The organism is Kingella kingae (assembly GCF_900475905.1).
GTDB classification, from domain to species: domain Bacteria; phylum Pseudomonadota; class Gammaproteobacteria; order Burkholderiales; family Neisseriaceae; genus Kingella; species Kingella kingae.
In genome coordinates, this window is the sequence record NZ_LS483426.1 from 1,971,258 (window position 1) to 1,992,296 (window position 21,039).

Sequence of the window (21,039 nt, forward strand, 5' to 3'; positions counted from 1 at the left end):
GTAATTTTGTTACGACTATTGCGGGCGTAAACCAGCGATAAAAATCGCGTACAATCGCAGTTTTTTAGGACAACATCATGATGAATACAACCACTCTCCCCATTTTTCGCGTGGCTGGTTTGGCGGCAAACATTCGCGCCGAACACGCTGCTGCCGATTTGTCTGCGCTGTGGCAAGCGTGGCAACAAAGCAGCCTGCAATCCGATATTCGCGCATTCAGTCGCACGATTTATTGCGTGTATCATCAATATCAAAGCAATGGCGACAAGCAAGCGGTGTTGGGTTATTTGGTTCCCAATGATTTGGATTTGCCTGACGCGGCTGCCGATGTTTGGGTGCTGCCCCAGCAATATGCGGTGTATGAATTGCCCGACAAACAGCCCGAAAGCGCGTGGACAATGTGGGCGCAACTGCCCGATGATGTGCAAACGCAACGTGCCAATAAAATGGATTTGGAAAGTTATCCGAGTTTTGGTTTGCCAAAGATTTATGTGGGATTGGTTGGGCAAGTAGAAATGACAGAAGAAGCTTTGTAAGCGTAATCAAACAAAAGCAGCCTGCACTTTAATCAACAAAAGTGCAGGCTGCTTTTGATTATAGTGGATTAAATTTACCGTCTCTCTTGCTTCACAATCAACCACATCGCCCATAAGGCAAACCCAAGCGTAGGCAATACTGCCGAAACAAAAGCGGGAACGCGATACAACTGGGTCGTAAAGCCAAACAATCGCCCTGTAAAAAAGAACAACAATCCCAAGCAAATACCGCCAAATAGCTTCAAGCCCAAGTTGCCGTGTCGCCCAGAATTGGAGGTAAACGCCAAAGCAACCAACGCCATCACCATCGTAGCAATAGGGTAAACCAGTTTATTCCACCATGCCACATCATAGGCTTCGGTTTGCTGCTTGTTGTCTTTTAAATAGCCAATATATTGCGTTAGGTTGATAAACGACATTTGCTCTGGCTTCACCATTAACACATCTAACATATTGCTTTGTATATTAAATTGCCATGTTCTTTGTCCTTGTTGGCTCGTGCGGATTTGCTTGTCTGCTAATTCACTGCTTTGCACTTGGTTGAGCTGCCATTGTCCATTGGCAAAGCGAGCTTGCTTGGCATAAACGCTTTCGGTTAATTGATATTGGTCGTTAAACTGCCAAATCTTCACGTCCAACAAGGTTTTATCGGGCAACATCGCGCCAATGTTAATCATGCTATTGGGTTGCTTAATCCACACGCCGTTGTGCACCAAAGTGGTTTGTTGGCTTCTAGCTAATGTTTTGATGGCATCGCCACGGCGACTTAATTCGGGTGCAATCCATTCGCCCAACAAAATCGTAAAAACGGCAAAAATCGCGCCAAATTGCAAAATCGTGCCGATGAGCCGCTTGCTACTCCAACCGCTGGTTTTAATAACCGCCCATTCGCTGCTAGACACCAGTTGATTAAGCGCAATCAAACCACCAATCAGCGTGGCAAGTGGCATCAGTTGATAGGCACGCGCTGGCATTTGCAACGCAATATATTGCAATGCCACCGCCATTGTGTAGTTCTGACCAACAATACCGATTTCGGACAGCAAGTCGATAAAACTATACAGCGACAAAATGGCAAACAGCGCATAGGCAGACATCAAAGAAAGACGAGTAATAATATAGCGAGATAATAATTTCATATTGCAGGCTGCTTTTTTATATTAAGTAAACACCGTTTGTGTATTTTTTGTGTGATGACGGCAAATTATCGCGCCCCAAACAACGCGCTTTTTACCCCTGTCCAAAACGGTTGCGCGGGCATAGAACGCATTTTCATCAACACAAAGATGCAGGCTGCCATGATGATGTGCATGGGCAACAAGCCTGCCCAAAATGGGATTTTACCGTCTTCCACCGCATCGCGCAGCAAGGTTAAGCCGTTTTGATAGAACAAGAAAAAGCCCACCGCCACCACCACATGATACGAATTGCCTGTGCGCGGATTAAAATACGAAATCGGAATCGCCAATAAACTCAACAAAATCACAGTAATCGGCAACGAAATACGCCACATTAGCTCGGCTTGGTATTGCGGATTGTCGCTGCCGATGAGGTTTTGACTGGGAATGGTGCGGCGATGGTTAATCGGCTCAATCAATTTGGGTGCGGTATTGATGACCAGTTGCAATTCTTGGAACGACACTTGTTCAAAATCACCCTGCCCTGCGTTGCCTGTGTAGCGATAGCCGTTTTGCAACACCAGCACGCGGCGGTTGTCTGCTTCCAGTTTCATGTGTCCCGATTGGGCGAACACCACGCTATCGCGCCCTTTTTCATCTACTTCGCGGATAAACAAACGGCTCATTTCGCCAACTTCGGCATCAAACTGCTCCACAAAGTAAACACGATTGTTTTGCTTACCTAATTCGGCAAACGTGCCTTGTTCTATCAACGATAAATTCTGCTTTTGTTTGAGCAATTCGCCGTATTCGCGACTACGGAGTTCGGCGTTTGGCAACACAAATAATTGCATCGCCGCCACCAACATCGCCAAAGGTAAGGCAAAGGTCAAAACAGGCTTAATCCATTGTTTTAAGCCCAAGCCGCTGGATAGCCAAATCGCCATTTCACTGTCGCGCCAATAGCGAGTCAGCACGGTCAAAATGCTGATGTATGCCGTCAGCACCAGCAGCAGCGGTGTCATGCCCAGCACCCAAAAGCCAATGAGTGCACCCACCGCGTCAATTGCCACACTGCCACTGGCTGCGCGTCCGAGCATATTCACGCCTTGCGTAAACAGCAAAATCGCCAGCACCACCGAAAAAATTCCTATGGCGACTAGCGTGGTTTCTTTGATGAATTGTTTTTTATAAATCATAGTGTTCAATCATTTTTTAATTTTCCAGCCAGTGCAAAGGGGCGGCTTCTATTTGTGCGATTTGAGCCAACAGTTCGGCACGAGTCGCCAACATCACGCGCTTTTCGCTTTCCACAAAGCCCCATTCTGGATTGATGTGCAACGCCGTCAGCACAAACCAAGCAGCCTGCACATCGTACACCGCATCGTAGATAAACTGTCCGTCATCGCTCGCGCCTGCACACAGTTGTGGCACGGCATAATCGGTTTGATTGAAATCGCACGGCTCTTGTTCAGGCAACACAGATTGGCGTGTCCACATTATTCGCGCTCCAAACAATACAGCGTGGTCGTTTCGCGTTGTCGCGCAAAAGCGAGCGTATCGTGGCTATTTTGCGCTTTGCTGTGTTGCGGCTGCGTGTGCAGGCTGCTTTTAACGCGCCAACCAGCCTGCGCGAACCAGTTGTTCAAATCGTCTGTTTGACGCAAACCCAAGTGTTCCGCCAAATCCGACATCACAATCCAAAGCTGTCCGCCTGCGTTCAAATGCGCGGCAGCCCCGTTTAACAGCGCGTGCAGCATAGCATGGCGTTCGTCATACAACGCCGTTTCAATCGCAGACGTTGGGCGAGCAGGCAACCACGGCGGATTGCACACAATCAAATCCACGCATTCATCGGCAAACAAATCGGTTTGGACGATTTCAATTCGCGCTGCGTAGCCCAATCGCGCCACATTTTGACGAGCGCATTCAATGGCGCGTGGATTGTTGTCGGTCGCCCAAACTTGCGCCACGCCTGCTTTTGCCAACACCACCGCCAACACGCCGCTGCCTGTTCCCACGTCCATTGCCAACTGGGGCGCAAAAGTGCAGGCTGCTTTTGCCACCAAATCCACATATTCGCCGCGAATGGGCGAAAACACGCCAAACGGCACATGAATATTATGCTGCAGCGCAGGCACAAACACGCCTTTTTTATGCCATTCGTGCGCGCCAATGTAGCCCAACAGTTGATTGAGTGGCAACAAAAACGGCTCGCTGTTTTCCGCGCCAAAAACATCGCGCAAAGCAGCCTGCACTTGCGGAGCGCGTGGCAAATTCAGCGCAAAATTCGCGTCAATTTGCACCAGCAATCTATTGGCAAACGAGCTACTTTGCGACTGCGCCAAACGATGTTGATGAAACACATCGCTGGGATTGGTTTGCGGTTTGGGCTGGATTTTGGCGCGTTTTTTGAGTGCCGATAGCACTTGTTTGGCTTGATGAAAATCGCCACGCCACACCGTTGCCATACCATTTCGCGCTTGTTTGAGCAGCTGTTCGGCGTTGATTTGGGTAACTTCTACCACTTCGCGTGGCGGCTTTTGCGAACTTTCGTTGCGATAGGCAATCGGGGTTTGGTTGAGTAAAACGGTTTGGGTCATGGTTGTTTTTGAAATACGAATTTCTGCAAATCTATTCCCTCTCCTGTGAGGGAATTAAATGGCTGCACGTGGATTGTCATTCAACCGCTTCTGCAATTTCTGCAACCCATTCCACGCATCGCGCTTCAATTCGGGGTGTTTCAAAATACGCAACGGGTGTGGAATAATAAAATAATGCGCTCGTGGCAAGGTTTCACGCAGGCATTGTTGCACGTCATCGCGCTCAAAAAATTCGCCCAACAGCAGCAACGGCGGTTGCCCACATTGTTGCCATTCGGCTTGCACTTGCGGCGCATCGGCTTGAACTTGGTTCAAATCGGGTTTGGGATTGAAATTATCAAAATTTTTCAGCCATGTCGTGCAATGAACATCGCTGGGCTGCAAGTTAATCGCCGCGAACATTTTGTGCAGCAACTCGCCATCTTGCTCGCTAAACAAGCGTTTATGCACGATGTCTGGCATAGACGCGCACACGCTCAACGCCATCACGCGCGCCATACGAGTCGGCATTGGCACAGCAAACGGAATCGGCGCGGCGGCAGTTTTAACCACTTGCTTTTCCGCTTCGGCTTTTTCTTTGGCTTGGGTTTGATGGCGCAATCTATCCAGCGCATCAAAAGACGGTGGTTCGTTGCTTTTGCGTGATGTCGTGGGCTGGGCGGTATCGCGTAGTGCAGGCTGCTTGGCGGTTTCGGGGGCGCGTGTTGGCGCAGAAAATGCAGGCTGCTTGCCCAATATTTTGGCATTTTGATGTAGCCACATCGCGCCCAATCCCAAGGCTTCGTGCAGATGAATGTAGCGCGTGTCTAGCATAATCTCTCCATAATCCAAGCGTTTTCGCCGTTGCTGTAATAATTTTTGCGCGTGGCAATGTGGACAAAACCGTGTTTGGCATACAACTGTTGCGCGGCGTGGTTACTTTGTCGCACTTCCAAAAAAATCCGCGCAATATTTTGTTGATGAGCCACGTGCAGCATGTGTTCAATCAACGCGCTGGCGCAACCTTGCTGACGATATGCCGTGTCGGTGGCGATTAAATGCAATTCCATTTCATCGCATACCGTTTGCCAAACAATGAACGCGACGATGTGTTGCTGCTGTTGCAACACCAACACCGTGTCGTGCGGCGAAGTGCAGGCTGCTTCAAAATGCGCTGCCGTCCATGCCGATGGATTACTTTGCGTGTCTATGCGTTGCAAATCGGCAAGGTCATTTGGTTGCGCTAAACGATTCGTTTTCATGCGGTTAAACTGGTTTGCCAAGCCGCAATCGCGTGGCGCAAACGATTCATGCCTTCGTGCAAATCTTCGTCCGACAGCAAAAAAGACGGCGCAAAACGCAACACGTTACCGCCTGCACCCAATACCATCAAACCGTGTTGCAAAGCAGCCTGCACCAAGCCGCTCACTTGATTTTCATACGGTTTTGCCAACACCGCACCCAGCAATAAACCTTGTCCGCGCACGTTTTGGAATACGCCTGTTTCTTGTGCGATTTGTTGCAAAGCAGCCTGCAATTTTTCGCTTTGTGCGGCAACGTGCGCCAAAGTTTCGGGCGCGTTAATCAAATCAAACGCACGATTGGCAACGGCACACGCCAGCGGATTGCCGCCAAACGTGCTGCCATGCGAACCAAGCGAAAACGCAGGCGCAAATTGGTCGGTGGTCAGCATTGCCCCAATCGGAATACCGCAGCCCAAGGCTTTGGCGGTGGACAAAATATCGGGCGCGATGCCGTATTGCTCGTAGGCGAACAATGTGCCTGTGCGCCCCATGCCTGTTTGCACTTCATCTACAATCAAGGCGGCGTTGTGTTCGGTACACAAATCACGCGCAGCCTGCATAAAAGCTTGGGTGGCTGGCAAAACGCCGCTTTCACCTTGAATAGGCTCAATGATTACGGCGCAAGTTTTGCTGGAAATAGCAGCCTGCAACGCCACCACATCGTTAAACGGAATATGCGTGATGCCTGCTGGCAAAGGCGCGAAATCTTCACTGTATTTGGGCTGACCGCCAACCGACACGGTAAACAAAGTCCGCCCATGAAACGCATTCACGCAGGCGATGATTTCGTTTTTGTCTGCACCAAAATGGTCTTTGGCGTATTTACGCGCCAATTTGAGTGCAGCTTCGTTGGCTTCTGCGCCCGAGTTGGCAAAAAATACTTTGTCGGCAAACGAATGTTGCACCAATTTTTGTGCCAATTCTTGTGCAGGCTGCGTGGTGTAATAATTGGAAACGTGCCAATATTTTTGCGCCTGTTCGGTAAGCGCAGCGATTAAATCGGGATGGCAATGTCCCAAAGCGTTCACGGCAATGCCGCCCGATAAGTCAATGTATTCTTTGCCGTCTTCGCTCCAAACGCGGCTACCCAATGCGCGAGCAGGCATCATGGGCGCAAAAGCGAAATTGGGGGTTAAATAATTTTGCATGGTGTTCCTTTATCAATGTATCACACGATTTTCTTGCTGTGCGTCTTGCACAATTTTTTTCAAAGGTTCTAAATCGTATTCATCGTGCAGATTTTGGTGTTCAATTTCGCTAATCAAATCCACCAATAACTGCAATGGGTCGGCTTCCGAGCCATATAATTGTGGGTCAAACGCAATGCCAACCAATTCTTCTTGTTCGTACATGGCAGGCAAGATTTCAATCATCAACTCGTCCAACGAATATTCTGCCAACTGATATTCGCTCCATTCGTCTTGCGAACACATAAGAGCATCATCGGCATCGTCCCAAAAACACAACACCGACAATGGGTTGCCCCATTGGTCAAACCATTCTTCGGACGTACATTCGGCAAAAGAATCATTTTGGTCTTGCAAGGCATAGACCATGCCATCGCGCACCACATTTTGCACAAATTGGAGATAATGTGTATCGGGATTTTTTTCGTTTAACATAATGACTTTAATTGCGAAAAACCGTGCAGTTGAACCAACGGCACGGCATGGTTAATCGGGTTTGAGATTGTAGAAAATTTCGCCATCGCCAATATAGCCCATTTCGCTGCGAGCAATTTCGGCTTTGGTGTCAAAACCGTTTTCTAAATCTTGCACTTCGGCGCGGAGCATTTCGTTTTCGCGGCGAAGCATATCGTTTTGTTGTTTGATATTATTGGCATTTTTTTCCATTTGAGCATATTGAACGTGCAAACCGCCTTGATGAAACCAAAGGCTGTATTGCAGCATAGCCAACGCCGCCAATAAAATCCAAGTGATGTATTTCATGTGTACGATTGATTTGGTTGGAACGAGTGCCTACGGCATACCCTTTTATACCCAAATCAAAGATTTGGACAAAAGGGCAAAGCAGCCTGCACTCTGATTGAAACGATATGTGTTGGGTTGCGACCCAACCTACAATATACTCAATCGCCGTCATTCTCGCGCAAGCGGGAATCTATCTACATTATTCAGTTTCAGGATTGATTTTCCAATAACTTGAATATTACATTGGATTCCTGCCTACGCAGGAATGACGACCGTTAATCAACAAAGTGCAGGCTGCTTTTTCCTATTTTTATTTACCTAATTGATAAAAAGCCGCTTTGCCTGGGTAGTAAGCAATATCGCCCAACTCTTCTTCAATACGCAATAATTGGTTGTATTTTGCCATGCGGTCAGAACGGCTCAACGAACCTGTTTTGATTTGCATACAGTTGGTTGCAACCGCCAAATCTGCAATCGTGCTGTCTTCGGTTTCGCCCGAACGATGGCTCATCACGCTGGCGTAACGATTGCGTTTTGCCAATTCAACCGCTTTCAAAGTTTCGCTCAATGTACCGATTTGGTTTACTTTTACCAACAATGCGTTGGCAACGCCTTTTTCAATACCTTCTGCAAGGATTTTTGGATTGGTCACAAACAAATCATCGCCCACCAACTGAACTTTACCGCCCAATTTTTCGGTCAATAATTTCCAACCTTCCCAGTCGTTTTCGTCCATGCCGTCTTCAATCGAGATGATTGGGAATTTGCTTGCCAAGTCTGCCAAATAATCGGCAAATTCCGCGCTAGTAAACGCTTTGTTTTCGGCTGACAAGTGGTATTTGCCGTCTTTATAGAATTCGCTAGACGCGCAATCCAATGCCAACAATACATCTTCGCCTGCTTTGTAGCCAGCTTGCTCAACCGCTTCTACGATTAACTGCAAGGCTTCTTCGTGGCTGTTCAAGTTCGGTGCAAAACCACCTTCATCGCCCACAGTGGTTGGGAAACCTTTGCTGTCGCACAATTTTTTCAGGTTGTGGAAAATTTCTGCGCCGCAACGCAAGGCTTCACGGAACGAAGTCGCGCCCACAGGCATAATCATAAATTCTTGAATATCCAAGCTATTATTAGCGTGTTCGCCGCCATTAATCACGTTCATCATGGGAACAGGCAACGCCATGTGTCCTGCGCCACCCAAGTAGCGATACAAGGGCAAGCCAGCGTCTTCTGCTGCGGCACGCGCCACCGCCAAAGACACCGCCAAAGTCGCGTTTGCGCCCAAGTTGGCTTTGTTGTCTGTGCCGTCCAAGTCCAACATGATTTGGTCAATGTAGGCTTGTTCGCTGGCATCAATGCCAATCAGGGCTTGGGCAATGTCGTTATTAACGTGTTCAACCGCTTTCAACACGCCTTTGCCCAAATAGCGCGATTTGTCGCCATCGCGCAATTCCAAGGCTTCTTTTTGACCTGTTGATGCGCCACTTGGCACGGCTGCGCGACCCATTACGCCACTTTCTAACAATACATCGCATTCAACAGTTGGGTTACCGCGTGAATCTAAAATTTCGCGTGCAAAAATATCTACAATAGCACTCATTTGGTGTACTCCTGTTATGGTTTGGGTAAAAAATCTGTGAAACGTAATTATAGCGCGTTCAAGCAGCCTGCACACATCATTATTCTGGGTGCAGGCTGCTTTTTCGTTTTATTAATAAGTATCCGCGCCTGTTCTCTTTTGAATAAATTCAATTTTGTAACCGTCTGGATCTTCCACAAACGCAATCACGGTTGTGCCGTGTTTCATCGGCCCCGCTTCGCGCGTTACTTTGCCACCTTTGGCACGAACCGCATCGCAAGCGGCATAGGCATCATCTACTTCAATCGCAATGTGTCCGTAGCCTGCGCCCAAATCGTATGACGGCGTGTCCCAGTTGTGGGTCAATTCCAAAACCGTGGTGTCGCTTTCTTCGCCGTAGCCCACAAAAGCCAGCGTGAAACGTCCTTCGGGATAGTCTTTGCGGCGCAACAATTTCATGCCCAGCACTTCGGTGTAAAACGCCAAAGATTGTTCTAAATTGCCCACGCGCAACATGGTGTGCAGTAAACGCATAATCGTATTCCTATGTGGTTGTGTAAAGCGCGAATTTTATCACACGCATTGAGTAAACCATATAGATTACATACAATAGCCAAGTTTTATGTTTACAACCAAAGGGCGCATCATGCTTTATGCTCAAATTTTAGGCACAGGCAGCTATTTGCCAGCCAACCGCGTAACCAATGACGATTTGGCGCAACGCATTGATACATCAGACGAATGGATTACCACGCGCACAGGCATTAAAGCGCGACACATCGTTGCCGACCACGAAAAAACCAGCGATTTGGCTGCCGAAGCGGCACGTCGTGCCTTGCAAGATGCAGGTGTATCGGCAAACGAAATCGATTTAATTGTGTTGGCAACCGCCACGCCCGATATGCAATTTCCTGCCACCGCCACCATTGTGCAAAACAAACTCGGCATAGCAGGCTGCCCTGCGTTTGACGTGCAAGCCGTTTGCGCTGGATTTATGTATGCAATTACCACCGCCAATGCGTATATTAAAAGCGGCATGGCAAAAAAAGCACTTGTGATTGGCGCAGACGTGTTTAGCCGTATTGTGGATTGGAATGACCGCGCCACTTGCGTTTTGTTTGGCGATGGCGCAGGCGCAGTCGTGTTGGGCGCGAGCGAAACAGCAGGCATTGTGCACAGCAAACTCCATGCCGATGGCGCACATTTGGATTTGCTCAAAGTGCCAGCCCAAATGAGCGAAGGGCAAATTTGCGGTTCGCCTTTTGTAACGATGGACGGGCAAGGCGTATTTAAGTTTGCCGTCAAACAGCTTTCTGCCGTTGCCGATGAAGTCATCACCGAAGCAGGCTACACCACCGGACAAATTGACTGGCTTGTGCCACATCAAGCCAATCGCCGCATTATTGAAGCCACCGCCAAACACTTGGGGTTGAGTATGGACAAAGTGATTTTAACCGTACAAGACCACGCCAACACATCTGCCGCGTCTATTCCATTGGCTCTGGACGCAGGCATTCGCGATGGACGCATTCAACGCGGACAAAACGTGCTGCTAGAAGGCATTGGCGGCGGTTTTGCATGGGGCGCGGTGTTGATTCAGTATTGATGTAGTTTGAATACGCAAAAAGCAGCCTGCACTTTTGGTAAACAAAAATTGCAGGCTGCTTTTCTATGCAACCAACATTTGCATCGTTTTACGCTTAATCACATTTTTTACCGCGCATTTTTGCGATAATCGCCCACAATTTCTATCCAAAAATACAAAGGACACACCACCATGAAACGCATTTTTCTCTTTTTGGCAACCAATATTGCGGTTTTGCTGGTTATCAGCATTATCTTGCAAATCACAGGTTTGGGACGTTCCAACAGCTTGGGCGGCATACTCGGTTCAGCAGCCGTGATTGGTTTTACCGGCTCGATTATTTCGCTGCTCATGTCCAAAAGCATTGCCAAAGCATCAGTGGGCGCAGAAGTGATTACCGAACCACAAAACGAAGTAGAAGCGTGGTTGTTGCAAACAGTAGAAAATCAAGCGCGTCAATGGAATTTGCAAACGCCCGAAGTCGCCATTTACCATTCGCCTGAACCCAACGCTTTTGCAACTGGCGCGACTAAAAACAGCTCGCTGGTTGCCGTGTCCACAGGTTTGATGAACAGTATGACGCGCGATGAAGTGGAAGCGGTGTTAGCGCACGAAATGGCGCACATTGGCAATGGCGATATGGTGACGCTGACGCTGATTCAAGGTGTGGTCAATACATTTGTGGTGTTTTTTGCCAAGATTATTGCCAGCGTTGTCGCCCAAAACAAAGACGGCGAAACCAGCCAAGGAACATATATGCTGGTGTACATGGTGTTACAAATGGTGTTCGGTTTCTTGGCGAGCATTATTGTGATGTGGTTTAGCCGCCAACGCGAATACCGTGCCGATGCAGGTGCAGCCAAACTGGTTGGCCCAACCAAAATGATTGCCGCGCTGCAACGCTTAAAAGGCGGTGCAAGCCAGTTGCCACAAGATATGACGGCAATGGGTATTGCCAGCGACGCGAAAGATTCGCTGCTTTCCACGCACCCAAGTTTGGATAACCGCATTGCGCGTTTGCAAATGATGTAATACAAAAATAAATCAAAGCAGCCTGCACTTTTTGTTGACCAAAAATGCAGGCTGCTTTTTAATCCTCAATCTCAGTCAGCCACTTTTGTTCTGCAAACGAAACCGCGCCATATGCCGTAACAATAAAATGGTCAAGCAAACGCAAATCCAACCAATGCAAAGCAGCCTGCAATTTATGGGTAAACGCCAAATCTTCGGGCGATGGTTGCAGGCTGCCAGACGGATGATTGTGCGCAAATACTACAGACACTGCATGATGATGCAAGGCGCGCCGCGCCACTTCGGCAACATACACATGATTCGCCATCACCGTGCCACGCGCCAGTTCTTCGCACGCAATCAAACGATGCTGCGTATCCAAAAACAACGCCACGCTCACTTCCACGCGCTCGCGCCCAATGCGTAAACGCAAATAATCGGCAACTTGGTTGGGCGAATGAAATGCAGGCTGCTCTTGCATCTCTTCGCTTAACACGCGCCGACCAATTTCCAACACCGCCGCAAATTGCGCGAATGCCGCCGTTCCCATGCCTTTGTGGCGCGACAAATCCTGCACCGATGCCGTCATCACACCGCCCAATCCGCCATAGTTTTGCAACAACGACCGCGCCAAATCCACCGCACTCATGCCTTGCGTGCCAACGCGCAACAAAATCGCCAGCAATTCCGCATCGCTCAATGCTTCTGCGCCACGTTGCAACAATTTTTCGCGCGGACGCTCTCCTTCTTCCCAATGTTTGATGCTCATGCTTACTCCATAAAAAAGCCTGCGAATTTCATCACAAAATCCGCAAGCAGCCTGCATTTAATAGTTGTATTCACTATTGTTTACGCAATCGCCAAGTTGTTCCATTGCTATGGCGCAAAATCAAATCCGCCTTATCCCATTGATAATGCAAAGTTTGTTGATTCAATGCCTGCCCTAACGCCATTTCAATATCCATGCCCGATTTACACGCCATGAGCGTAGAAGCCACCACAGCAATCTGCACCGTTTGCGCGTTGGTATCCGCCTGCACTGCATACGTCAAAGTATTGCAGCCTGCATCGGCAGTCGCCTGCGCCAAATTACGCCAATCCAACACAATGCGATGTCGTGCCCAATCCGCACGAATAGCAGAGCTATCCACCACGCGCCATTGTACTGCCAAAGAACGTGGCGATGACGCGTCCGATTTAGGTTCTCTAGGTGCAGCAACGGTGCAGACTGCCCAAATCCCACTCATCGCAATCCATAATCCAGCCGTTTTAATCATGTTAATGACTTTCTGTGCAAAAAAATAAAGTACTAATATAAAATAAGCCCCTTGAATCATCAAGGGGCTGAAATAGTGGCGGAGGCTGTGAGATTCGAACTCACGGAGGGCTATCAACCCTCGACGGTTTTCAAGACCGTTGCATTAAACCGCTCTGCCAAACCTCCGCTGTGGTAAGAAGCGAATAATACAGACGTTTGATATGTGTGGCAAGCGTTTTTTGTATTTTTATGGCAATATTTTGTAATCATGTGATTTTAAATAGAACAAAATTCAAAAATATTGCCCTTGTTTTTGTTGCAAACAGCCTTATATTGTGTCCATACAATCATTTCTGAAAAGGAAAACACAATGCGATACGATAAATTAACCAGTAAATTCCAATCTATTTTACAAACCGCGCAAAGCTCGGCAATGGCTGCCGACCACGCTTATGTGGAAGCGGCACACGTTGTGCAAGCCTTGTTGGACGACCACGAAAACGGCATGGCGGCATTGCTGGTGCAAGCTGGCGGCAATGTCAGCCAAATCAAACAAAAAGTGCAGGCTGCTTTGAGTGCGCTACCCAAAATTTCGGGCAATGGTGGCGATATTTCTGCTAGCCGTGAATTGCAAAACGCGCTCAATTTAATGGACAAGGCAGCAGTTAAACGCGGCGATACTTATATTGCCAGCGAATTATTCTTGCTCGGCTTAATCCAAGAAAACGGTGCGACAGGTAAAATTTTAAAAGACGCTGGCGTAACCGAAGCCAAATTGACCCAAGCGATTGAAAAACTCAACCAAGGACAAACTGTGGACAATCAAAACGCGGAAGACCAACGCGAAGCCCTGAAAAAATACACCACCGATTTAACCGAACGCGCACGCAACGGCAAACTTGATCCTGTAATTGGGCGCGATGATGAAATTCGCCGCGCAATCCAAGTTTTGCAACGCCGCACGAAAAATAATCCTGTGTTAATCGGCGAACCGGGTGTCGGCAAAACGGCGATTGTAGAAGGTTTGGCGCAACGCATTGTCAATGGCGAAGTGCCTGAATCATTGCGCGGTAAACGCTTGTTGGTGTTGGATTTGGCGGCGTTGATTGCTGGCGCGAAATTTCGTGGTGAATTTGAAGAACGCTTGAAAGCGGTGCTGAATGATTTGGCGAAAGATGACGGCAACAGCTTGATTTTTATTGATGAAATTCACACGCTGGTTGGCGCAGGCAAATCGGACGGCGCAATGGACGCGGGCAATATGTTGAAACCAGCTTTGGCGCGTGGCGAATTGCATTGCATTGGCGCAACCACGTTGGACGAATATCGCCAATATATTGAGAAAGACGCGGCTTTGGAACGCCGTTTCCAAAAAGTGTTGGTTGATGAGCCGAGCGTGGAAGCGACGATTGCGATTTTACGCGGTTTGCAAGAGCGTTACGAAATTCATCACGGTGTGGACATCACCGACCCTGCGATTGTGGCGGCGGCGGAATTGTCTAACCGCTACATTACCGACCGCTTTTTGCCTGATAAAGCGATTGATTTGATTGATGAAGCCGCCAGTCGCATTAAAATGGAATTAGATTCCAAACCCGAGCAAATGGATAAACTTGACCGCCGTATTATTCAACTGCAAATGGAAAAAATGCACGTGGCGAAAGAAACCGATGATGCAAGTAAAAAACGCTTGGAATTGATTGATGAAGAAATTGGCAGCCTGCAAAAAGAATACGCGGATTTGGACGAAATTTGGAAAGCGGAAAAAGCGTCTTCTGTGAGTTCCAATGATGTGAAAAAACAAATTGAAGACACGCGCTTAAAAATTGAACAAGCGAAACGCGCTGGCGATTTTGCAAAAGCGTCTGAATTGGAATATGGCGTGTTGCCGAAATTGACGCAGCAATTACACGCGGCGGAATCTTCAGGCAGCCTGAAACAAGCGAATAAATTGTTCCGCACGCAAGTGGGCGCGGAAGAAGTGGCGGAAATCGTGTCGCGCATGACGGGCATTCCTGTTTCCAAAATGATGGAAGGCGAACGCGAAAAATTGTTGAAAATGGAAGAAGTCTTACACAAGCGTGTTGTCGGTCAAGATGAAGCAGTACGCGCGGTGGCGGACGCGATTCGCCGTAGCCGTAGCGGTTTGGCAGACCCGAATAAACCTTACGGCAGTTTCTTGTTTTTGGGTCCGACTGGCGTGGGCAAAACGGAATTGTGCAAAACGCTGGCGAATTTCTTGTTTGACAGCGAAGAGCATTTAATCCGCGTTGATATGTCGGAATACATGGAAAAACACAGCATTGCGCGTTTAATCGGTGCGCCTCCGGGATACGTTGGCTACGAAGAAGGCGGTTATTTGACCGAACAAGTTCGCCGCAAACCATACAGCGTGATTTTGTTGGACGAAGTGGAAAAAGCGCACCCTGATGTGTTCAATATTTTGCTGCAAGTGTTGGACGATGGGCGTTTGACGGACGGTCAAGGGCGCACGGTGGATTTTAAAAATACAGTTGTGGTGATGACTTCCAATATTGGCAGTCAAAATATTCAGGAAATGGGCGACACGTCCGATTATGCGGCGGTGAAAGAAGCAGTAATGGACGATGTGAAAGCGTATTTCCGCCCTGAATTGATTAACCGTATTGATGAAGTGGTCGTGTTCCATGGTTTGAGTCAGGCGAATATTCGTAATATTGCGAAAATTCAACTGATTGGCTTGCGAAATCGTTTGGCGGCGCAGAATTTGCGTTTGGAAGTGTCGGAAGCGGCGTTGGATTTGATTGCCGATGCTGGTTTTGACCCTGTGTACGGTGCGCGTCCGCTCAAACGTGCCATTCAGGCGGAAATTGAAAATCCATTGGCAAAAGCATTGCTGAATGGACAATACACGTCTGATAGCGTGATTCGTGTTGATACAAATGGCGATACGTTGATTTTTGCTTAAATAACCATATAAAAGCAGCCTGCACTTAAAATCATGATAAAGTGCAGGCTGCTTCTTTATATTGACAATATCTTACAGAATAGACGATAATTCATTGTCGTTATTTTCTTAATTTAACTAAACAAAAGGAAAATTTTATGCGATCTATTCAAGTAAATACATGGCTATTGTTGGCAGCGACTGCGTTAGGTTTAAGCGCGTGTGGTAGCAGTGGTGGCAGCAATAATATGGTTGCCACTCAATCGCACAATACACCAACACCCACCTCTCCAACCAATCCAACGGCTGCCAATTTTGTCAATCAAGGTGGCACAAATTATTTGGTTAGTGTAAACACGTCCAATTTAAATTCAGCCGAAGCCAAACATTCCCTGACTTTTGATGCCAATAGCTTTTACAAAATCACGCTAAATGGCATTTCAATCGATTTACTGCCTACTGCACCCAACAATATGGCAAATGTTACATCTGGCACTAGTCGTTGGGGTTTATATTCTGGCAATTTGTCTGCGGGTGCAAGTCATACTCCTGCTGGTATTTCTGACATACTGGTATCGCGTAGTTCTAAAAATGTGGTGGTGGGTGTGATTGGCGCGAAAAGCAATGGCAACACTAGCGGTCATATTCATAATTTTGCGTTTGTGAATGGTAATGCAACGGATATAGCACAAATCCCCAAACAAGGCATCGCGACTTATGATGTTAATGTGGCAGGTCATGTCCGTCACACAGACAATCAAGGATACACAAGCGTCTCGCAAAGCACCAATCTTTTACAAGGCAACTCGCCTGCACGATTAAGTGTGGATTTTGGCGCAAAAACGTTAACAGGTAAGTTTGATGTCAAGGACACATACGGTGCAGATATTGACATCAAAGCCAATATCATGGGCAATCGTTTTGAATCGGCAGCGGGTTCAACCACAGCTGTGAAAGGTGGTTTCTATGGCAACAATGCCACAGAAATTGGCGGTGTATTCCAAACTGAAAAAACGATTGGTGTGTTTATTGGTACAAAAAAATAAAATTGATTGCCTTGCCAATAAAAAGCAGCCTGCACTTTAAATAACCATTAAAATGCAGGCTGCTTTTTGTATTGAATTTAATAACGTGGCTCGTCCAAACGCAATAAACGAATGCACACGCACAAACCAATAAAGCCAATCGTGATATACAACAAGCTGGATACGCCGTGCCACAAGCCCAAACGTCCGCCAATTAAATCGTGCAACCAGTTGGTTTGTCCATCACGCAAGGCGCGGATAACAGGGGAAAACAGAAATTCGTTGATGCCTGTGAACAGCAACACGCAAGCCGACCAAAACGGCAAACGTGTTTTGCGATGGCTGTATCGTCTGGCATCTTGCTTGACTGCTATCCACACCAAAACCCACACAAACAGCGTCATATAATTGATGACATGAAACAAGCTGCCTGCAATTTGTGCGGCAAGCAAGCGTCCGTCTGGCAAGTGCGCCAAGCGTGTAAACAATAGGTGCGTGGCAATGTAGCCGCCACAAATGTGAATACCGAGCCAAATGCCCAGTAATAATGCAGTCAAACGGCGCATATCAATCCTTTTCTTCATATAAAAGCAGCCTGCAATCATAACAAAAGTGCAGGCTGCTTGCAGTAAAAAAAGCGCCCAAAACCAAATGATTTAGGGCGCATTTTTTGTTTAGTGTACGTCTTTCCAATATTCTTTTTTCAGGAAGTATGCCAATGGCAACAACACTGCCAACAAAAACATCAGCACTACATAACCAATTTGCTTACGTTGAACCTGTGCAGGTTCTGCCATGTATGCCATAAAGTTGGTTAAGTCGCGTGCATAGTCATCGTATTCTTTGGTGATGACTGTGCCGTCTTTGCTCTTGCGTGACAACTTGCCTGCACTTTCCCAATACAAATCAGGCGTTTTAACACCGTGTTCGTCTTCTTTCATCACAGGCTTGCCGTCTTTATCCAAGCGAACGGCTTGAACACCTTGTTGCTCCCACAAAACATGGGGCATCGCGGCATTCGGCAACACAGTGTTATTCCAGCCATTTGGACGCGTTGGGTCTTTGTAGAAACCGCGCAAATAAGCGTAGATATAATCTGCACCGCGAGAACGCGCAATCAACGTCAAATCAGGTGGTACAACGCCAAACCATTTTTTAGCATCGGCAACTGGCATATGTGCTTGCATTACATCGCCCACTTTATCGGTTGTGAACATCAAGTTTTTCTTGATTTCGTCTTCACTCAAACCGATGTCTTGCAAACGGTTAAAACGCATTGCAGACGCAGAGTGGCAAGACAAGCAGTTGTTCACAAAAATTTGTGCGCCACGTTGCAAGCTAACTTGGTTGCGTGGGTCAATGTCCACTGGTTCATAATGACCGCCACCAGAAGCAACTGCCAAACTCATGGGTGCTGCCAACAATAAGGCAGCAATGGTATTTTTAAATGCTTTTTTCATTTTAACTGCCCTCTTAAATATTGGTTGCAAACAAGTATGAACCAATCAATGTGATGACAACGTAAACAAAGAACATAATTTTTTGTTTGGTTGTACCCATGGTTACACGCTCTGGAACAGGTTTGTTTTTGTCCATTTTGGTGTAAATTGGCATCAACAAGAAGAAAACAAAGTAAATGATTGACAGCACGCGCGCAACCCATGTACGCACGTCAGTCGCTACCATCGCGCCCAAAATACCCAAACCAATAAATGAGATAATGAACAATACCAATGCGGTTTTGAAAATTGGACCACGATAACGAACCGATTTCACTTCGCCACGGTCAAGCCATGGCAACAAGGCAATCAATACAACCGCTGCGCCCATGCCGATTACGCCCCAAACTTGTGTACCCAAGAATGATGGAATCGCACGCAAAATCGCATAAAACGGTGTGAAATACCAAACTGGTGCAATGTGCGCTGGCGTAACCAGTGGGTTAGCTGGGTCAAAGTTTGGTTTTTCCAAGAAATAGCCACCGCCTTCTGGGGCAAAGAACATCACGCCACAGAAGAAAATCAAAAATACCACTACGCCCAAAATGTCTTTTACGGTGTAGTAAGGGTGGAATGGAATACCGTCCAATGGAATACCGTTGGAATCTTTAAGTTTTTTGATTTCAATACCGTCTGGGTTGTTTGAGCCAACTTCGTGCAAGGCAATCAAGTGGGCTACCACCAAACCGAGCAATACCAATGGCACAGCAATCACATGCAAGGCAAAGAAGCGGTTTAAGGTTGCGTCTGACACGTTGAAGTCGCCACGAATCCATGTAGATAGGTCTGGGCCAATCACAGGGATTGCGCCAAACAAGTTAATAATCACTTGTGCACCCCAGAATGACATTTGACCCCATGGCAACAAATAACCCATAAAGGCTTCTGCCATCAGTGCCAAGAAAATCAACGAACCGAACACCCATACCAATTCACGCGGTTTTTTGTATGAACCGTAAATCAAGCCACGGAACATGTGCAAATACACCACGATAAAGAAGAACGATGCGCCTGTTGAGTGCATATAGCGAATAATCCAACCGCCCGATACATCGCGCATAATGTATTCCACTGCTGCAAAGGCAACAGGCAAGTTTTGCGCGTTGGTCGTGCCGTCTGGTTTAAAGTTCATGGTCAAGAAAATGCCACTTACGATTTGAATCACGAGTACCAACAATGCCAACGAACCGAAGAAATACCAGAAGTTGAAATTTTTAGGCGCGTAGTATTGTCCAACGTGTTCGTTGTACATTTTTGACAAGGGGAAACGCGCGTCCACCCAGTCTAGCAAGGCTTTTGCCTTATTGCAGCTTTTTTGGTTTTCCATAGTGTGTTCCCTTTTTATTAGTCTTCACCAACCAAAATAACGTTATCGTTAACGTATTTATATGGTGGAATAACCAAGTTGGTTGGCGCAGGTACGCCTGCATAAACACGACCTGCCAAGTCAAATTTAGAACCATGGCATGGGCAGAAGAATCCGCCTTTCCAGCTTCCGCCACCCAAATCGGCTGCACCTACATCGGGGCGATAAGTGGGCGAGCAACCCAAGTGCGTGCAAATACCAATCGCCACCCAAATGTTCTCTTTGATGGCCCGTGCAGGGTTTTTGCAGTATTCGGGTTGTTGTTCTGCATTGGAAGCTGGGTCAGCCAATTCGCCGTCAAGCGATGGCAAATCTTTGATTTGTGCAGGTGTGCGATGCAGCACAAAAATCGGCTTACCACGCCATTCGGCAATGGTGAGCTGACCTGCTTCGATTTTGCTGATGTCCACCTCGATAGATGCACCCGCAGCTTTTGCTTTTTCTGACGGAAACCAACTTGCCGCTAACGGCGTTGCCACGCCAGCAGCAGCGACAGCTCCTGCGCCTGCGGTAGCAAGGGTGAGAAAGCGACGGCGTCCTTGATTAATTTCTTTATTATCCATGTTATTCAGTCATCCAGATTTTGGCGTGTTGTCACGCGCTGGTGAGTGGGAAAGTGCCTTTAAACCATGCGATTTTACCTGATTTTTTTGTATAGCTTAAAGCATTATTTAAAATTAGGTAAAGTTTTTGTATGAAAATTTGATTTTTCGCAGAGTTTTATCAAGCTAATGAAGTGCAGGCTGGTTATGAAAAGCAGCCTGCACATTTAATAACTCATTTATTTGTATACAAAACATCAAAATGGAATGTCTTCATCAATGTTTTCTACGGGTTCAACTGGTGCAACAGGTTTACTTTCGCGACGTTGTGGTGCAACTGGCGGTTCGCTGGCTGGTGCGGCAGGTGCAGGCTGCTGACGTGCTGGCGGCGGTGCGGCACTGTATTCGTTATCATAAGGAACATGGCTGCTGCCACCTTGCTGACCGTTTTTGCTGTCCAACATACGCATGACATCGCACACAATGTCGTATGCGGTGCGTTCTGCACCTGTTTTGTCGGTGTATTTGCGCGATTGGATTTTGCCTTCCAAATACACTTGGCTGCCCTTACGCAAATATTGCGCGGCAATCTCGGCTTGGCGGCGATACATCGTAATATTGTGCCACTCGGTGCGTTCTTGACGCTGACCATTGTTGCGGTCTGTCCAGTTTTCACTGGTCGCTACCGAAAAATTGCACACTGCATCACCATTGGGCATATAGCGTGTTTCGGGGTCGCGCCCCAAACGTCCAATCAACATCACTTTATTTAATGACATG

23 protein-coding genes and 1 tRNA gene are annotated in these 21,039 nt (G+C 47.4%); 5 read left to right on the top strand and 19 right to left on the bottom strand.

The window, feature by feature from the left end:
* Positions 1-77 precede the first annotated feature (77 nt).
* A complete protein-coding gene (locus DQN52_RS10625) occupies positions 78-536 on the top strand; it encodes an effector binding domain-containing protein (protein WP_003787513.1) in 459 nt (152 codons plus the stop codon).
* A gap of 74 nt (positions 537-610) precedes the next feature.
* On the opposite strand, the gene lptG is transcribed toward DQN52_RS10625, so the two are convergent.
* The 11 genes from lptG to gloA form a co-directional block, all read right to left on the bottom strand.
* Positions 611-1,675: an LPS export ABC transporter permease LptG gene (gene lptG, locus DQN52_RS10630; protein ID WP_003787512.1), complete on the bottom strand. Its 1,065-nt coding sequence runs from the start codon at positions 1,673-1,675 to the stop codon at positions 611-613.
* Positions 1,676-1,740: 65 nt separating this feature from the next.
* Positions 1,741-2,853, bottom strand: a complete 1,113-nt coding sequence (gene lptF, locus DQN52_RS10635) for an LPS export ABC transporter permease LptF (RefSeq protein ID WP_003787510.1) — start codon at positions 2,851-2,853, stop codon at positions 1,741-1,743.
* 16 nt (positions 2,854-2,869) lie between these two features.
* Complete coding sequence (locus DQN52_RS10640; protein WP_003787508.1) at positions 2,870-3,154, bottom strand: hypothetical protein; 285 nt, start codon at positions 3,152-3,154, stop codon at positions 2,870-2,872.
* On the bottom strand, positions 3,154-4,257 hold the full coding sequence (locus DQN52_RS10645; RefSeq protein ID WP_003787506.1) for a methyltransferase: 1,104 nt from the start codon (positions 4,255-4,257) through the stop codon (positions 3,154-3,156). Before DQN52_RS10645 ends, DQN52_RS10640 begins: the two co-directional genes overlap by 1 nt.
* A gap of 54 nt (positions 4,258-4,311) precedes the next feature.
* Positions 4,312-5,070 (bottom strand): uracil-DNA glycosylase family protein, encoded by a 759-nt coding sequence (locus tag DQN52_RS10650; RefSeq protein WP_003787504.1) that lies wholly within the window; start codon positions 5,068-5,070, stop codon positions 4,312-4,314.
* Positions 5,064-5,498: a ribosomal protein S18-alanine N-acetyltransferase gene (gene rimI, locus DQN52_RS10655; RefSeq protein WP_003787502.1), complete on the bottom strand. Its 435-nt coding sequence runs from the start codon at positions 5,496-5,498 to the stop codon at positions 5,064-5,066. The genes DQN52_RS10650 and rimI overlap by 7 nt, the downstream gene beginning before the upstream one ends.
* Positions 5,495-6,688 (bottom strand): acetylornithine/succinyldiaminopimelate transaminase, encoded by a 1,194-nt coding sequence (locus DQN52_RS10660; RefSeq protein ID WP_003787500.1) that lies wholly within the window; start codon positions 6,686-6,688, stop codon positions 5,495-5,497. The genes rimI and DQN52_RS10660 overlap by 4 nt, the downstream gene beginning before the upstream one ends.
* 12 nt (positions 6,689-6,700) lie before the next feature.
* A complete protein-coding gene (locus DQN52_RS10665) occupies positions 6,701-7,162 on the bottom strand; it encodes a DUF2750 domain-containing protein (protein ID WP_003787498.1) in 462 nt (153 codons plus the stop codon).
* A 51-nt stretch (positions 7,163-7,213) separates the two neighbouring features.
* Complete coding sequence (locus tag DQN52_RS10670; RefSeq protein ID WP_003787496.1) at positions 7,214-7,489, bottom strand: FtsB family cell division protein; 276 nt, start codon at positions 7,487-7,489, stop codon at positions 7,214-7,216.
* 292 nt (positions 7,490-7,781) lie between these two features.
* The gene (gene eno, locus DQN52_RS10675) at positions 7,782-9,068 is read right to left on the bottom strand and encodes a phosphopyruvate hydratase (RefSeq protein ID WP_003787494.1); all 1,287 of its coding nucleotides are present in this window, start codon (positions 9,066-9,068) and stop codon (positions 7,782-7,784) included.
* Positions 9,069-9,179: 111 nt separating this feature from the next.
* Complete coding sequence (gloA, locus tag DQN52_RS10680) at positions 9,180-9,581, bottom strand: lactoylglutathione lyase (protein ID WP_003787492.1); 402 nt, start codon at positions 9,579-9,581, stop codon at positions 9,180-9,182.
* 112 nt (positions 9,582-9,693) lie between these two features.
* On the opposite strand from gloA, the gene DQN52_RS10685 reads away from it, so the two are divergent.
* Positions 9,694-10,653 carry a beta-ketoacyl-ACP synthase III gene (locus tag DQN52_RS10685; protein ID WP_026036274.1) on the top strand — a complete coding sequence of 320 codons (960 nt, stop codon included), beginning with the start codon at positions 9,694-9,696 and terminating at the stop codon, positions 10,651-10,653.
* Between the two features lie 171 nt (positions 10,654-10,824).
* Positions 10,825-11,664 (top strand): protease HtpX, encoded by an 840-nt coding sequence (gene htpX, locus DQN52_RS10690; RefSeq protein ID WP_003787488.1) that lies wholly within the window; start codon positions 10,825-10,827, stop codon positions 11,662-11,664.
* 58 nt (positions 11,665-11,722) lie between these two features.
* Here the strand turns inward: htpX and radC are convergent, their stop codons facing one another.
* The 3 genes from radC to DQN52_RS10705 all read right to left on the bottom strand — a co-directional run bounded on the left by radC (position 11,723) and on the right by DQN52_RS10705 (position 13,087).
* On the bottom strand, positions 11,723-12,412 hold the full coding sequence (gene radC / locus DQN52_RS10695; protein ID WP_003791157.1) for a RadC family protein: 690 nt from the start codon (positions 12,410-12,412) through the stop codon (positions 11,723-11,725).
* Between the two features lie 73 nt (positions 12,413-12,485).
* Positions 12,486-12,920, bottom strand: coding sequence for an META domain-containing protein (locus DQN52_RS10700; protein WP_032827790.1), 435 nt, complete (start codon positions 12,918-12,920; stop codon positions 12,486-12,488).
* A gap of 76 nt (positions 12,921-12,996) precedes the next feature.
* A tRNA-Ser gene (locus tag DQN52_RS10705) sits at positions 12,997-13,087 on the bottom strand.
* Between the two features lie 184 nt (positions 13,088-13,271).
* Between DQN52_RS10705 and clpB the strand changes: the two genes are divergently transcribed.
* Entirely contained in the window at positions 13,272-15,848 is a 2,577-nt protein-coding gene (clpB, locus tag DQN52_RS10710) for an ATP-dependent chaperone ClpB (RefSeq protein ID WP_003787482.1), read from the top strand.
* A 137-nt stretch (positions 15,849-15,985) separates the two neighbouring features.
* Positions 15,986-16,873 (top strand): transferrin-binding protein-like solute binding protein, encoded by an 888-nt coding sequence (locus tag DQN52_RS10715; protein ID WP_038314696.1) that lies wholly within the window; start codon positions 15,986-15,988, stop codon positions 16,871-16,873.
* A 77-nt stretch (positions 16,874-16,950) separates the two neighbouring features.
* Here the strand turns inward: DQN52_RS10715 and DQN52_RS10720 are convergent, their stop codons facing one another.
* The 5 genes from DQN52_RS10720 to ssb form a co-directional block, all read right to left on the bottom strand.
* The gene (locus tag DQN52_RS10720; RefSeq protein ID WP_230478940.1) at positions 16,951-17,436 is read right to left on the bottom strand and encodes a DUF4149 domain-containing protein; all 486 of its coding nucleotides are present in this window, start codon (positions 17,434-17,436) and stop codon (positions 16,951-16,953) included.
* Positions 17,437-17,526: 90 nt separating this feature from the next.
* Complete coding sequence (locus DQN52_RS10725) at positions 17,527-18,312, bottom strand: cytochrome c1 (protein WP_003787475.1); 786 nt, start codon at positions 18,310-18,312, stop codon at positions 17,527-17,529.
* 13 nt (positions 18,313-18,325) lie between these two features.
* A complete protein-coding gene (locus DQN52_RS10730) occupies positions 18,326-19,678 on the bottom strand; it encodes a cytochrome b (RefSeq protein WP_003787473.1) in 1,353 nt (450 codons plus the stop codon).
* Positions 19,679-19,695: 17 nt separating this feature from the next.
* Positions 19,696-20,280: a ubiquinol-cytochrome c reductase iron-sulfur subunit gene (gene petA / locus DQN52_RS10735; protein ID WP_003787471.1), complete on the bottom strand. Its 585-nt coding sequence runs from the start codon at positions 20,278-20,280 to the stop codon at positions 19,696-19,698.
* A 236-nt stretch (positions 20,281-20,516) separates the two neighbouring features.
* Positions 20,517-21,038 (bottom strand): single-stranded DNA-binding protein, encoded by a 522-nt coding sequence (gene ssb / locus DQN52_RS10740; protein WP_003787468.1) that lies wholly within the window; start codon positions 21,036-21,038, stop codon positions 20,517-20,519.
* Position 21,039: the final 1 nt, after the last annotated feature.